This is a genomic window from Rhizobium atlanticum, assembly GCF_030182485.1.
Lineage (GTDB): Bacteria > Pseudomonadota > Alphaproteobacteria > Rhizobiales > Rhizobiaceae > Rhizobium.
Genome location: NZ_JAQJCJ010000009.1, coordinates 152903 through 166285 on the forward strand (window position 1 = coordinate 152903; position 13383 = coordinate 166285).

General features: G+C 61.4%; 15 protein-coding genes and 1 pseudogene. 11 read left to right on the top strand and 5 right to left on the bottom strand.

The genetic code is table 11. The annotated features are described in order from the left end of the window. The first annotated feature begins 6 nt into the window (after window positions 1-6). Complete coding sequence (gene nirD / locus PH551_RS15200; protein WP_285193598.1) at window positions 7-351, top strand: nitrite reductase small subunit NirD; 345 nt, start codon at window positions 7-9, stop codon at window positions 349-351. Continuing rightward, the gene (locus PH551_RS15205) at window positions 352-3009 is read left to right on the top strand and encodes a nitrate reductase (RefSeq protein ID WP_285193599.1); all 2658 of its coding nucleotides are present in this window, start codon (window positions 352-354) and stop codon (window positions 3007-3009) included. A 31-nt stretch (window positions 3010-3040) separates the two neighbouring features. Here PH551_RS15205 and PH551_RS15210 read toward each other — a convergent pair whose 3' ends face one another. Next, window positions 3041-3706 (bottom strand): HAD family hydrolase, encoded by a 666-nt coding sequence (locus tag PH551_RS15210; protein ID WP_483315423.1) that lies wholly within the window; start codon window positions 3704-3706, stop codon window positions 3041-3043. Between the two features lie 304 nt (window positions 3707-4010). On the opposite strand from PH551_RS15210, the gene PH551_RS15215 reads away from it, so the two are divergent. Beyond that, window positions 4011-4337, top strand: coding sequence for a hypothetical protein (locus PH551_RS15215; protein ID WP_097598688.1), 327 nt, complete (start codon window positions 4011-4013; stop codon window positions 4335-4337). A 152-nt stretch (window positions 4338-4489) separates the two neighbouring features. Here PH551_RS15215 and PH551_RS15220 read toward each other — a convergent pair whose 3' ends face one another. The 3 genes and pseudogenes from PH551_RS15220 to PH551_RS33040 form a co-directional block, all read right to left on the bottom strand. Next, window positions 4490-5326, bottom strand: a complete 837-nt coding sequence (locus PH551_RS15220) for an SDR family NAD(P)-dependent oxidoreductase (RefSeq protein WP_221114520.1) — start codon at window positions 5324-5326, stop codon at window positions 4490-4492. A 99-nt stretch (window positions 5327-5425) separates the two neighbouring features. Further along, a pseudogene (locus PH551_RS33035) lies at window positions 5426-5610 on the bottom strand (transcriptional regulator); the annotation flags it as partial. Further along, window positions 5607-5774 (bottom strand): hypothetical protein, encoded by a 168-nt coding sequence (locus tag PH551_RS33040; protein WP_483315422.1) that lies wholly within the window; start codon window positions 5772-5774, stop codon window positions 5607-5609. The pseudogene PH551_RS33035 and the gene PH551_RS33040, both read right to left, overlap by 4 nt. A gap of 223 nt (window positions 5775-5997) precedes the next feature. Between PH551_RS33040 and PH551_RS15230 the strand changes: the two genes are divergently transcribed. The 5 genes from PH551_RS15230 to PH551_RS15250 all read left to right on the top strand — a co-directional run bounded on the left by PH551_RS15230 (window position 5998) and on the right by PH551_RS15250 (window position 9971). Then, on the top strand, window positions 5998-7035 hold the full coding sequence (locus tag PH551_RS15230; RefSeq protein WP_285193601.1) for a cysteine synthase A: 1038 nt from the start codon (window positions 5998-6000) through the stop codon (window positions 7033-7035). Between the two features lie 6 nt (window positions 7036-7041). After that, on the top strand, window positions 7042-7779 hold the full coding sequence (locus PH551_RS15235; protein WP_085777892.1) for an alanyl-tRNA editing protein: 738 nt from the start codon (window positions 7042-7044) through the stop codon (window positions 7777-7779). A gap of 15 nt (window positions 7780-7794) precedes the next feature. Further along, window positions 7795-8664: a 3-mercaptopyruvate sulfurtransferase gene (sseA, locus tag PH551_RS15240; RefSeq protein WP_285193602.1), complete on the top strand. Its 870-nt coding sequence runs from the start codon at window positions 7795-7797 to the stop codon at window positions 8662-8664. Between the two features lie 5 nt (window positions 8665-8669). After that, entirely contained in the window at window positions 8670-9230 is a 561-nt protein-coding gene (locus PH551_RS15245) for a GNAT family N-acetyltransferase (protein WP_085777890.1), read from the top strand. 231 nt (window positions 9231-9461) lie between these two features. Continuing rightward, window positions 9462-9971 (top strand): DUF1203 domain-containing protein, encoded by a 510-nt coding sequence (locus tag PH551_RS15250; RefSeq protein WP_285193603.1) that lies wholly within the window; start codon window positions 9462-9464, stop codon window positions 9969-9971. A gap of 16 nt (window positions 9972-9987) precedes the next feature. Here the strand turns inward: PH551_RS15250 and ald are convergent, their stop codons facing one another. Beyond that, window positions 9988-11106: an alanine dehydrogenase gene (ald, locus tag PH551_RS15255; RefSeq protein WP_285193604.1), complete on the bottom strand. Its 1119-nt coding sequence runs from the start codon at window positions 11104-11106 to the stop codon at window positions 9988-9990. A 156-nt stretch (window positions 11107-11262) separates the two neighbouring features. Between ald and PH551_RS15260 the strand changes: the two genes are divergently transcribed. From PH551_RS15260 to PH551_RS15270, 3 genes are all read left to right on the top strand, one after another. Next, complete coding sequence (locus PH551_RS15260) at window positions 11263-11724, top strand: Lrp/AsnC family transcriptional regulator (protein ID WP_064802037.1); 462 nt, start codon at window positions 11263-11265, stop codon at window positions 11722-11724. A gap of 72 nt (window positions 11725-11796) precedes the next feature. Further along, entirely contained in the window at window positions 11797-12693 is an 897-nt protein-coding gene (locus PH551_RS15265) for a DMT family transporter (protein ID WP_285193605.1), read from the top strand. A 173-nt stretch (window positions 12694-12866) separates the two neighbouring features. After that, a complete protein-coding gene (locus PH551_RS15270) occupies window positions 12867-13262 on the top strand; it encodes a PilZ domain-containing protein (RefSeq protein WP_285193606.1) in 396 nt (131 codons plus the stop codon). Window positions 13263-13383: the final 121 nt, after the last annotated feature.

Consider the following 13383-nt stretch of genomic DNA (forward strand, 5'->3'; position numbering starts at 1 on the left):
ATCGATATGACCTGGTCCAATGAAAACTGGCACCCAATCGGTGACATCTCCGATATCCCCCTGCGTGGCGCGCGTTGCGTGAAGACACCGCAGGGCAAGATCGCGGTCTTCCGCACGGCGGAAAACGAGGTTTTCGCCATCGAGGATCACTGCCCGCACAAAGGCGGGCCGCTGTCGCAGGGGATCGTGCACGCCAAGGCCGTCACCTGCCCGCTGCACAATTGGGTGGTCTCTCTCGAAACCGGCAAGGCGCTCGGCGCCGATGAGGGCGCGGTGCGGACCTTACCGGTCCGCAACGACGACGGCGCTCTGTTCATAGCGCTTGAAAGTCTGATGATGGCGGCGGAATAAATGACGACAGAGGTCAAGACCACCTGTCCTTATTGCGGCGTCGGCTGCGGCGTCATTGCCACGGTCGACGAGGCCGGCGCCGCCAGCATCAAGGGCGATCCCGAGCATCCGTCGAATTTCGGCCGTCTCTGCTCGAAGGGTTCGGCGCTTGCCGAAACGATCGATCTCGACGGCCGTCTTCTCCATCCTGAAATATCCGGCGAAAAGAGCGACTGGGACGAGGCGCTTGATCTCGTCGCACGGCGTTTTTCCGAAACCATCGCCGAACACGGGCCGGATTCAGTTGCCTTCTACGTCTCGGGTCAGCTGCTGACCGAAGATTATTACATCGCCAACAAGCTGATGAAGGGCTTCATCGGCTCAGCCAATATCGACACCAATTCCAGGCTCTGCATGTCCTCGTCCGTCGCCGGCCATCGCCGTGCTTTCGGCGCCGATACGGTGCCCGGGACCTATGAGGATCTCGAACTTGCCGATCTGGTGCTCCTGACCGGCTCCAACCTCGCCTGGTGCCACCCTGTCATCTACCAGCGGCTTGCCGCCGCAAAGACGGCACGGCCCAACATGCGCATCGTCGTCATCGATCCGCGCCGGACGATGACATGCGATATCGCCGACCTGCATCTGGCAATCCGCCCGGACGGCGACGTCGCGCTGTTCATGGGACTGCTTGCGCATCTTGCGACAAGCCCGGCGATCGACCAGAACTATATCGCCGCCCATACCGAGGGTTTCGGCGATGCTTTTGCGGCCGCAGCCGCGCTTGACACCAACGATCTCCTGGAACGGACCGGTCTGCCGGCCATGCAGATCAGGGAGTTCTTCCGCCTGTTCGAGACGACCGAGAAGGTCGTCACCTGCTACAGCCAGGGCGTCAACCAATCCTCCTCCGGCACCGACAAGGTCAACGCCATCCTCAACTGTCACCTCGCTACCGGCCGCATCGGCCGGCCGGGCATGGGACCGTTCTCGTTGACCGGCCAGCCGAACGCCATGGGCGGGCGTGAGGTCGGCGGCCTCGCCAATATGCTTGCCGCCCATATGGCGATCGAGAATGCGGATGACCGCGACCGCGTGCAGCGCTTCTGGAATTCGCCCGTCATCGCCGCAAAGCCCGGCTTGAAGGCAGTCGACATGTTCCGTGCGGTGGCCGATGGACGCATCAAGGCGCTCTGGGTCATGGCCACCAATCCTGTTGTGTCGATGCCGGATGCCGACAGCGTCGAAAGCGCGATCGCCGCCTGTCCCTTCGTCGTCGTGTCGGACATTCTGAGAGACACGGATACGACCCGGCATGCCCATGTGCTTTTGCCCTCGCTCGGCTGGGGCGAGAAGAACGGTACCGTTACCAATTCCGAACGTCGCATTTCCAGGCAACGGCCGTTTCTCAATGCCCCCGGCGATGCCAGGGCTGATTGGTGGCAGCTTGCGGAGGTCGGACGGCGCATGGGATTTGGCGTCGCTTTCGATTTCGAGACGCCGGATGCAATCTTTGCCGAACATGCAGCGCTTTCCGCCTTCGAAAATGACGGCAGCCGCGATTTCGACATCGGCGCCCACGCCGGCACGAGCGGCGGCGCCTACGACGAACTGTCGCCCTTTCAGTGGCCGCAGCCAGCAGGAACGGCGCCCGGCGTCACCCGCTTCTTCGCCGAGGGTGGCTTTTTTCATCCCGATGGCAAGGCGCGCTTCGTCGCGGTGAAACCGCCTGCGACGGATCGCACCTATGCCGATTTCCCCTTCACCCTGAACACCGGCCGCATCCGCGATCAGTGGCACACGATGACACGAACCGGGAAGAGCGCGCGGCTTTCCGCCCATATCGCCGAACCCTTTGCCGAGATCCATCCGCGCGATGCGATCGAGACCGGCATATCAAGCGCCGGCCTCGTCGAGATCGAGAGCCCCCAGGGCAAAGCGATCGTGCGGGCGCTGGTGACCGACCGCCAGGCGCGCGGTGGCATTTTCGCACCCATGCACTGGAACGATCAGTTCGCGGCAAAAGCCCGGATCGACGCCGTGGTGGCGCCGATCACCGACCCTATTTCCGGCCAGCCGGCGTCGAAGAATGTTGCCGTTGCCGTTCGGCCCTTCCGCGCCACCCATTACGGATTCGCGGTCTCTGCCATCAAACCGGACACACCCGACGCGGCCTATTGGGCGGTGGCGAAAGCTGCAGGCGGTTGGCGGCTTGAGCTTGCCTTCACCGAGGCTGTCGAAGACTGGACGGCCTGGTGCCGGAAGGTCTTCGCCATTCCGGCCGCAATCGAACCGCTGGGGTACGCGGATCGGCAATCCGGCGACCTGAGGCTCGCCTTCTTCGATGGTGAGATCCTGCTTGCCGCTCTGTTCCTTGCACGCGAGCCGGTTGCCGTTGCTCGCAACTGGGCAATCTCGCAACTCTCCGTCGTGCATGGCGACCTCAGGAAACGCTTTGCGCTGGTCGCAGGCCGTCCCGGCGGCGGCAGACCGGATCCCGGTGCGACCGTCTGCTCCTGCTTCAGTGTCGGGGTCAACCAGATCGCTGCCGCGGTGCGAGGCGGATGCCATAGCGTTGAAGAGGTAGGCAAGGAAACGAGCGCCGGAACCAATTGCGGTTCCTGCCGCAGCGAAATCGGCAGGATCATCGATCGCTGTCTCGCCGCAGCCGCGGAGTGAATGCGCAAGCGCGAATGCTGGAGGTCGGATGTCAGGCTGCGCTCGGGACGATAAGCATTTTATGGTCGGCTGAGATGTTGACGGCGATCTCGTCGTAGGAAGAGATGGTCGGATGCGGCGTCTCCATCTTCTGGTGATGGGTTGCCGTAACGACCATGACATCGGCGCCCGCCGCCTCGCCGGCCTTGATGCCGGCTGCGACATCCTCAAACACCAGCCAATCCCGCGTGCTGACGCCGAGGCGTTCGGCGCCGAGAATATAACATTGCGGATCGGGCTTTCCGACCGTCACGTCCTCCGCCGTCACCATGAATTTCGGCAGAGGGAGGCCAGCCGCTTCCAGCCGCCGGCGGGCAAGACGCAAGGGCGAAGAGGTGACGATCGCCCAGCGATCCGGCGGCAGCGAAGCCAAGAAGGCGGCTGCGCCGGAAATGGCAACGACATCGCCGACATCGGCAATTTCGGCCTCGGTCACCAGCCTTGCCTCGTATTCCGGATCGACGCCCGGCAGGTTCAGCCGGGTGATTGTGTCAATGCCACGCGATCCGTGCATCTTCGGCAAGAAGGCGGCGACATCGAGCCCATGGCGTCTTGCCCAGTCGCTCCAAACACGCTCGGCGGCGAGGATCGAATTGAGGATGGTGCCGTCCATGTCGAAGAGGAATGCGGCATAAGGCTTCTCGAAGCCGTGGGGCATCGGCGGGTACAAGGGCGTATCTCATTAAGGAGGAGTTTCGGATGGTCGTTGCTGGCGGCGATGAAACGGCAAATTGCAGCGTTTTGCAAGTCTGGGCAGGACAGCGACGTTGCATGTCTTAGGAAGCCTAGGTGAGGATCAAGTCACAGGAGAGGCGCAAGCCGATCAGGTCATGGCAGCGTTCCTCGGGGTCGTAAACGATGCAAGGTCCGCGTGCAGGTTTTTCAAAAAACGTCGGAACAATGAATCCTGCAAGTGGTTACCCAGAGGTCATCCATGATGAAAATCAAAGGAGGATATCCTCATGACCAAATCCCTCATTGCCGCTTCGCTGCTCGCGATCGGCATGGCATCGTCAGCCTTTGCCCAGTCGAATCCAGATCCCATCGGACCGACGAATGGCGGCTCGACCGATCCGGGTTCGGGTAACTATTCGTCCGATTACACCAACAGCGACAATGGCATGCACCCTGTCCAGGTCGCCCCCGTCGATCCGACCACGACCCAGAGCATCCGACCGCCGCAGGCGATGGAATGCGCCGGCATGCCGCAGCAGGGGACCGGTGTCGATACGCGCGGCGGTGAGAGCGGCGCATCGATCAGCGAAGCCTGCCGCGAATACGACAACTAAGCAGCAGTCACCGCTTTGAAACATGTCGTGCAAAAGCGCACCACCTCGGAAAAGGCCGGCTTATGCCGGCCTTTTCATGTCGCGGCGGATAAAGACTGCCTTCGCAATTTTTAATCCGCGTGTTCCGGCCACCCGCCTTCCCGCACCGTTGATCATTCCGCAGGGTGTGGCATCACCGGATGGTGACCATCTAGCGGCGGCCGCTGCCGCCAGCCAGTCAGATAGTTCATCAGTGGGAAATAAGCGCCATAGGGAAGCAGACGCGCCAGCTTCAACATCGTGGTGAAGCGTCTGGGGAAAGCGATCTCGAAAGCCTGCGATTTCAGCCCGGCGGCAATCTGGCGGGCAGCCTCCTCGGACGACACCCGCGCCGCCGGCATAGGAAAGGCGCTCTTGCCCACCGTCGGCGTGTCGACGAAGCCCGGGCTGATGAGCTGAATGCGGATGCCCACCTTGTCTAGATCGAATTTCAGGCTTTCGGCCATGTTGATCAACGCCGCCTTGGTGGCGCCATAGGCAGCCCCCGTCGGCAGGCCGCCATAGGCGGTGACGGAAGAGACGATGGCGATCTGCCCCTGCCCTTTCGCCTTCATATGGCGGATCGCCGGCAACAGACAGTTGACGACGCCGGAAAGATTGACGGCAAAGCTCTTTTCGAAATCGGCGCGGTTCAGATCCTCGGCGTGGACCGGCAGGTAGATACCGGCATTGAGGATCGCCATTGCGAGCGTGCCGTGCTCATATTCGATAGAGGCTAGGACATGTTCCATGTCCTCGGCATCGGTGACATCACCGTCGAGGACGATAATATTCCCGGAAAGGCCGCTGGCTTCGGCCTGCAGCTCGACCAGCTTTTCGTGGCTTCTGGCGGTGACGGCGACCTTGTATCCTTCGCCGGCAAGCTTCAGCGCAAGCGCCCGGCCGATACCTGAGCTCGCGCCCGAGATCCAGACGATTCCATGTTCGGGACGGGCGATGAAATCACGCATGACATGCTCCTCCGGCTCTGCCTGACCAGCACGAAAACAGGCCCGGAAGTTCTTTGCGCCTCCCGGATTTACGGCTCTATCACACCATTGTGGCTGCTTTCAGCCGATCAGGTCGCCGATCATCTGACGAAAGGACCGGGTCAGCCGGATCGGTCCGTCGGACAGCGCGAAGGCAATGCAAGGCCTGTCCTTTCGGCAACCGGCCGGTGATCGACAGTTTCGTCGGCAATCGAGATGTCGCCGGGGCCGAAATGGCTGCGCTCGTCGTTGAAAGAACCGTCTAGAGCTTTTCCGGGTTAAATTGAATCATTCGGGTTGGCTTAAACGGAGTCGGATGGTCGACCGGCCGGCGCGCGTCGTAGCCCTCGGGCAAGGAACCGGCGACATAATGCGCCCTCGGTGCATCGATCGTGTCGATCTGATCGTGAATCATGTCGGTTTCGGCCACGCCCGCCGCCAGTGTTCCGTTGTCGCTTTGTCGTCATCCATACGGGCAAAGCCAGTTTTCGGATCACCAAGGCACGGTGGGATCGCCGTCGCGGGCCATTTCGGATAAGGAAAGCGAAATTTTATCGTGACCACCAGGGGTATGGAATAGCATTTCTTGCCAACACAGCCTTGTGAAGGGAAAAGACCGTTCCTAAAGTAAGAGTTCGAAAGAGGCAGATTCCATGACCTTCCATCCCTCCGTCCTCGAAGCCATCGGCAATACGCCCCTGATCAAACTCAAGGGCGCCTCAGCTGCAACCGGCTGCACCATTCTCGGCAAGGCGGAGTTTCTCAACCCCGGCCAGTCGGTCAAGGACCGTGCCGCGCTCTACATCATCCGCGATGCGGAGCGGAAGGGGCTGCTTCGACCCGGCGGCGTCATCGTCGAAGGCACGGCCGGCAATACCGGCATCGGGCTGACGCTAGTCGCCAAGGCGCTCGGCTACCGCACCGTCATCGTCATCCCGGAAACCCAGAGCCAGGAAAAGAAGGACGCGCTGAAATTGCTCGGCGCCGAACTCGTCGAAGTGCCGGCCGTTCCCTACAAGAACCCGAACAACTATGTGAAGGTGTCCGGGCGTCTTGCTGAACAAATGGCGAAGAGCGAACCGAACGGGGCAATCTGGGCGAACCAGTTCGACAACGTCGCCAACCGCCAGGCGCATATCGAAACGACGGCGCCGGAAATCTGGAACGATACCGACGGCAAGGTCAACGGCTTCATCTGCTCCGTCGGCTCCGGCGGCACGCTTGCCGGTGTCGCCGCCGGCCTCAAGGCTTTTAATCCCGACGTCAAGATCGGCATCGCCGATCCCGACGGCGCTGCTCTTTATGAATTCTACCAGAACGGCACGCTGAAATCCGAGGGATCCTCGATCACCGAGGGCATCGGCCAGGGCCGCATCACGGCCAATCTAGAGGGCTTCACACCCGATTTCTCCTATCGCGTCTCCGATGCCGAAGCACTTCCCTATCTTTTCGATCTCGTGGAAAACGAGGGGCTGTGCCTCGGCGGCTCGACAGCGATCAACATCGCCGGCGCGGTCAATCTCGCCCGCGATCTCGGGCCCGGTCACACGGTGGTGACAATCCTCTGCGACTACGGCAACCGCTACCAATCGAAGCTCTTCAATCCGGATTTTCTGCGATCGAAGGGACTACCCGTTCCCGGCTGGATGACTGGTTCGTCCGACATACACGTTCCCTATGAGCCCGTGTGAGACCTCATGCCCGTCAATGCCCTCTATCGCGACGACTTCTATCTCTCGACATGCGAGGCGGTCGTCACTGCCGTTCACGACGACGGGGGCATCGAGCTCAACCAGACCTGCTTTTATGCCACATCGGGTGGCCAGCCCGGTGACACTGGCCAGCTTGAACGCGCCGACGGAACCAAGATCGCACTGGGCCAGACAAAACACGGCGCCGGCAAGGATGTCATCATCCACGTGCCGCTCGAAAACGAGCCGCGGCCGGAGGTCGGCGAGACGCTGGTGCTGCATGTCGATTGGCCGCGCCGCTACCGGCTGATGCGCATGCACACGGCCTGCCACCTGCTGTCGGTCATCTGCTCCTATCCGATCACCGGAGCCGCCGTCGGCGAGGAAGAAAGCCGCGTCGACTTCGACATGAGCGAGACGATCGACAAGGACGAGGTCACGGCCAAGCTGATGGAACTGGTCGGCCAGAACCACCCGGTCTATCTGCAATGGATCACCGACGACGAGCTGGCGGCCAATCCGGACATCGTCAAGTCGAAGAACGTGCGCCCGCCGGTGGGGCTTGGTCGGGTCAGCCTCGTCTGTATCGGCGAGAACTCCTCGATTGACAGCCAGCCCTGCGGCGGCACACATGTCTCGGAGACGCAGGAAATCGGTCAGATCCACATCGCCAAAATCGAAAAGAAGGGCAAGGAGAACCGGCGCTTCCGCATCCGCTTCGGCACGCCCGGCGTAGAAGCCTGATAAGGGGAGACCATAATGACTGAGAGCAAGAGCCGTTTCGTCGTCTCGGCCGAATTGCTGCAGGCCGAGCTCGGCAAGCCGGATCTGCGCGTGCTGGACGCCTCCTTCTACCTGCCGGCGCAAAAGCGCGATGCCGATGCCGAATATGCCGCCGGCCATATTCCCGGGGCCATCCGCTTCGATCAGGACAAGATCGCCGACCACTCTACGGCGCTGCCGCATACGATACCCTCGCCCGATTATTTCGCCGCCGAAGTCGGCAAGCTCGGCATCAGCGAGAATGATCGCATCGTCGTCTATGACGGTATCGGCGTGTTTGCCTCGCCCCGCGTCTGGTGGCTGTTCCGGGTGATGGGGGCAAAGAACGTCTTCGTCCTCGATGGAGGTCTCGACGGCTGGAAGGCTGAGGGCCGTCCGCTCGAAACAGCGGCCCCCAACTATGCCCCGGCGACGTTTACGCCTGACTTCGATGAGAGTCGGGTCGTTACGCTGGACAGCATGCGCGACATCGTCTCGAGCGGCGCGATGCAGATTGCCGACGCCCGTAGCGCCGGCCGCTTCGCCGCTACCGAACCCGAGCCGCGTGCCGGCATGCGCTCCGGCCATATGCCCGGCGCCCGAAGCCTGCCCTCCGGCGTCTTCGCCAACCAGGGCCGGTTCAAATCGCTGCCCGAACTCAGGCAGACCATCGAAGAGGCCGGAATCGATCTCTCCAAGCCGGTCGTCACCTCCTGCGGCTCAGGGATCACGGCCGCGATCATCACGCTGGCGCTGGAATCGCTCGGCCATCACGACAACAAGCTTTATGACGGTTCATGGAGCGAATGGGGCAGCCGTGACGATACGCCTGTCGTCACCGGTCCGCCGACGCCGGTTAAAGCCTGACCGCCATGGGAAAGACGCCCACTTCGCTCAAGGCTCATATCACCCGTCTTGAAATGACGGCGGCGCCCAAGGCCAGCATGCCAGTGCCCGTCAATATCCAGACTGCGATCATGCGTGCGCCAGGCATACCGCTGCCCTTTTACCGCTATCTCTATCGACAGGTGGGCGCGCGCTGGCAGTGGGTGGACCGGCTGCGCATGAGCGACGAGCAACTGGCAGAAACGCTGAACGACAAGCGCAACAATATCAGCGTCCTCTACGTGAACGGCGCACCGGCCGGCTTCTACGAGTATTTCTGCGCGGACGAGGAGACGATTGAACTCAGCCATTTCGGCCTGATCGAACATGCGCTCGGGCTCGGCATCGGCAAATGGTTTCTGCTGCAGGCGCTCTATGCCATCTGGGCGCTCGATCCGAAGCGCGTCACCACGACCACCAACAATCTCGACCATCCGCGCGCGCTGCAGCTCTATCAGATGTACGGCTTTTCCCCTGTCTCGACCGGCACCGGCATTGTGCGGCCGCTGAGTGACAAGGAGCTCCTGGAACTTGCGCGGAAAAGCTGACGGTTTGATTGCTTTCCGGTCGCTCGCCGCCCTCATTGCTGTCCTCGGACTTGATGCGAGGACAGGAATGAGGGAGGAGAGGTAGAAACTTCCTCCAAACGTCGAGGAATGCCCCGACTTCGGAAACTAAGTTTGCCGCGACGATCTCCGCAAACCACAACACAGGCAAGAAACGGGTGGCTCGGGCGGAGGTCCAGGCGCAATTTCACGGCGATCACAAGGAGATTTTCCATGACCGCCATTCGTTTTGCCGCATTGCCGACCGCCGATGCCGAAGTCCTCTGGAACGGTGGCCGTGATGCCTATGACAACCTGCCCGAGACGATGATATCAGACGGTGACGGCAATCCTTGCCGCCATTGTCTGCAGAATATCGAAGAGGGCGAGGAACTGCTGGTCTTCGCCTACCGGCCCTTCCCGAAGCTGCAGCCCTATGCCGAAACCGGGCCGATCTTCCTGCACAAGCAACCTTGCTGGCGCTATGCCGCCGAGGAGATTGTGCCGCCGGTGCTGACGACGAGCCGCGACTTCATCGTCCGCGGCTACAATGAGAACAACCGCATCGTGTACGGTACCGGCGCGGTGACCCTGGTCAGCGAAATTGCGGCCTATGGCGAAAAGCTGCTGGCACGAGCTGACATCGCCTATGTGCATGTGCGTTCGGCGCGCAACAATTGCTTCCAGTGTCGGATCGACAAGGCAAAGGCGCCGGTCCTGGCAGAGACCGGCGCCCTCACCTGACCATGGGTCAAGCAGCTTACGCTACGTTGAGCACGCTCTCCGGCGCGAAGGCCTCATAACCGAGCGCCTCGGCGACTGGTTTGTTGGTGATACGGCCCTTGTGCACGTTGAGGCCGTTCCTCAGGTGCTTGTCTTCGGCGATGGCGCGCAGGCCGCGGTCGGCGAGCGCAAGCCCGTGCACCAGCGTGGCGTTGTTCAGCGCATGCGCTGAAGTAACCGGTACTGCGCCGGGCATGTTGGCGACGCAATAATGCACGACGCCATCGACCTCATAAGTCGGGTCGGAATGCGTCGTCGCATGCGAGGTTTCGAAGCAGCCGCCCTGGTCGATGGCGACGTCGACGATGACGGCGCCCTTCTTCATGCCGGACAGCATCTCGCGGGTAACGAGCTTCGGAGCGGCAGCACCCGGGATCAACACGGCACCGATGATGAGATCGGCCGAGAAGACCTCCTCCTCCAGCGCCTGGATGCTGGAATAACGGGTGTGGACACGGCCAGCGAAGGTGTCGTCGAGCTGACGCAGGCGCGGCAGGGATTTGTCGAGAATGCTGACATCGGCGCCGAGTCCGGCGGCCATTCTGGCCGCATGCAGGCCGACGACGCCGCCGCCGATGACGGCGACCTTGGCCGGCAGCACGCCGGGCACGCCGCCGAGCAGGACACCGAGGCCGCCATTTGCCTTCTGCAGGGCTGTCGCCCCTGCCTGAATGGACAGGCGCCCGGCGACCTCGGACATCGGCGCCAGCAGCGGCAGGCCGCCGCGTTCGTCGGTCACCGTCTCATAGGCGATAGCGGTGACGCCGGAGGCGAGAAGACCCTTGGTCTGATCGGGATCGGGCGCTAGATGCAGATAGGTGTAGAGCAGCTGACCATCGCGAAGCTGGGCCCATTCAGAAGGCTGCGGCTCCTTGACTTTGACGATCATGTCGCACTTTTCGAAAATATCCTTGGCGGAGGCGGCGATCTTCGCGCCAGCCGCGGCATAGGCGGCATCATCGGCGCCGATGCCGGCTCCCGCCTTGGTCTCGACCCAAACCTCGTGGCCGTGCGCCACATATTCGCGCACCGAAGCAGGCGTCAGGCCGACGCGATATTCATGATTCTTGATTTCCTTCGGGCAACCGACACGCATTTCGCGTTCCTCTCCTTTTGTCTCCGCGGTCGCGGATCTCCTCTGCGACCGATCCAACCACCAAGGCCGCGAAATGTCCTTGCAAAGACGGTTTGCGCAGACGCGATTTTTCGGTGATTATTGCATCTCCACCTCCTATCTTCGAAGGTTCTTCGAATGGCCGATCTCGATACCATCGATCTTGCGATTCTGAAGGTTTTGCAGGCCGATGCCCGCATCACCAATGCCGAGCTCGCCGAGAGGATCGGGCTTTCCCCTTCGGCCTGTTCGCGCCGGCTCGACATTCTTGAAAGGAGCGGAGTCATCGACGGCTACCATGCGCGGCTTTCGCACAAGGCGCTCGACTACAAGATGATCGCCATCGTGCATATTTCCCTCTCGGGTCAGTTCGCCAAGACGCTGGCGGAGTTCGAGTCGGCGGTGAAGCTCTGCCCGAACGTGCTCGTCTGCTACCTGATGTCGGGCGAATATGACTACATCCTCAGGGTCGCCGCCCGCGATCTCGAAGACTATGAGCGTATCCATCGCGACTGGCTGTCGGCCCTTCCCCATGTGGTCAAGATCAATTCGAGTTTCGCGCTTAGAGAAATCATCGACAGGCCGAATGTGGGGCTTTGAGGCCTTGCTTATTTTCAGAATGCCTGACCAGACTTTCGGCGCGCGCGGGCGTCTCCCGCTTATTGGCATGTCATGAAATCGAAGACCCACGGTTACATTTTCGCCCTGCTGGCGCTGTCCATCTTTTCGCTGCAGGACGCCATCTCCAAACATCTGGCATCCGCCTATCCGCCGATCTTCGTGACGATGATCCGCTACTGGGCCTTCGGGCTTTTCACAATCATTCTCGCTTCGAAGATGCGCGGTGGTCTCAAGGCGACGGCTCGCACCAAACGCCCCGCCCTGCAGGTGGCCCGCGGCCTGCTGCTTGCGGTTCAGGTGGTTCTGGCGATCACATGTTTTGCCGTGATCGGCCTTGCCCGTTCGCAGGCGATCTTTTCCGCGACGCCTATCCTGATCGCACTGCTGGCAATGCCGATCCTCGGCGAGCGCGTCGGATGGCGGCGATGGGCGGCAATCGGCGCCGGGCTTTTCGGGGTGCTGCTGATCCTGAAACCGGAAGGCGATTTTTTCGACGTGAAGCTGCTTCTCGCCGTCGCCTCCTGCTTCAATTTCGCCTTCTACGTCATCGCCACACGGCTCGTCAGCCGCGACGATTCTTCGACGACCAGCTTCTTCTATACCGGTGTCGTCGGCGCCGTTGCGATGACGCTGATCGGGCCGTTCTACTGGAGCTGGATGTCATCCGGCGACTGGGGCTGGATGGCGCTCGTCTGCATGACCAGCATTTCCAGCCATTATTTCCTCATCCGCGCCTACGATAGTCTCGATGCCGCCGCCGTCCAGCCGCTGACCTATCTGTCGCTTGTCTACGCTTCGATCATCGGCGTGACGATCTATGGCGAAACGCTGAGCCTCAACACGATCGTCGGCTCGGCGATCGTGGTCGCCGCCGGCATCTTCACGGTCTGGCGCGAACATGTTGTGGGACGCAGGGCTGCCAGAGCCAGCGGCGTCGCATTTGATTGAGTGTCGACCTGCGTTAGCCCGTTTTACACAGATTGGCTTCCAGAATCGCTGCACGCATCTCCGTGACATGCAGTAGCCCTAACTGACAGTTTTCACTGCAATTTTAGCCAAGCCACTAAAACCATTTCAATTTTCGGGCGCTATGCTCTCCGACTGTATCCAAGGGAGACAGTATGACCCGCAACTTGAAAATCACGGCAAGAAAGGCCGACCGGCAAAACTGCCGTGTCTTCGGCAGCGTCAAATATCTGAACAGCCAAGTGGATGTCCGCATTCTCAACCTGTCGGCGACCGGCGCCGCCCTGGAGACGAAGACGCCGCTCCATGCCGCTTCCGGCAGCAAGGTGCGCATCGAAGCCGAAAATCTCGGACTTCTCGAAGGGATCATCCGCTGGAAGCACAATGGCCGCATCGGCGTGCAGTTCGATGTGAATTCGAATGCGCGGGCACAGGTCGCCTCCTATTTCCGCTTTTTCCATAAGGAAATACGGCCGGTGCTGGCGGTTCGTCAGCTGAGAGCCGCGACCGGCGCCGACCGCCCACCTCATCCCTCGACGCTGAAAGCGTAAGGCCGCACCGCTATTACGCCGAGGAGCGGCTGAGAGCGGTCAGGAGCTCCGGTTGGTGCTGGTGCCGCCCGCAGGCGATGGAGATTGAGGATCTGCCGCCGCCAGCGACTTTCCGTATCGC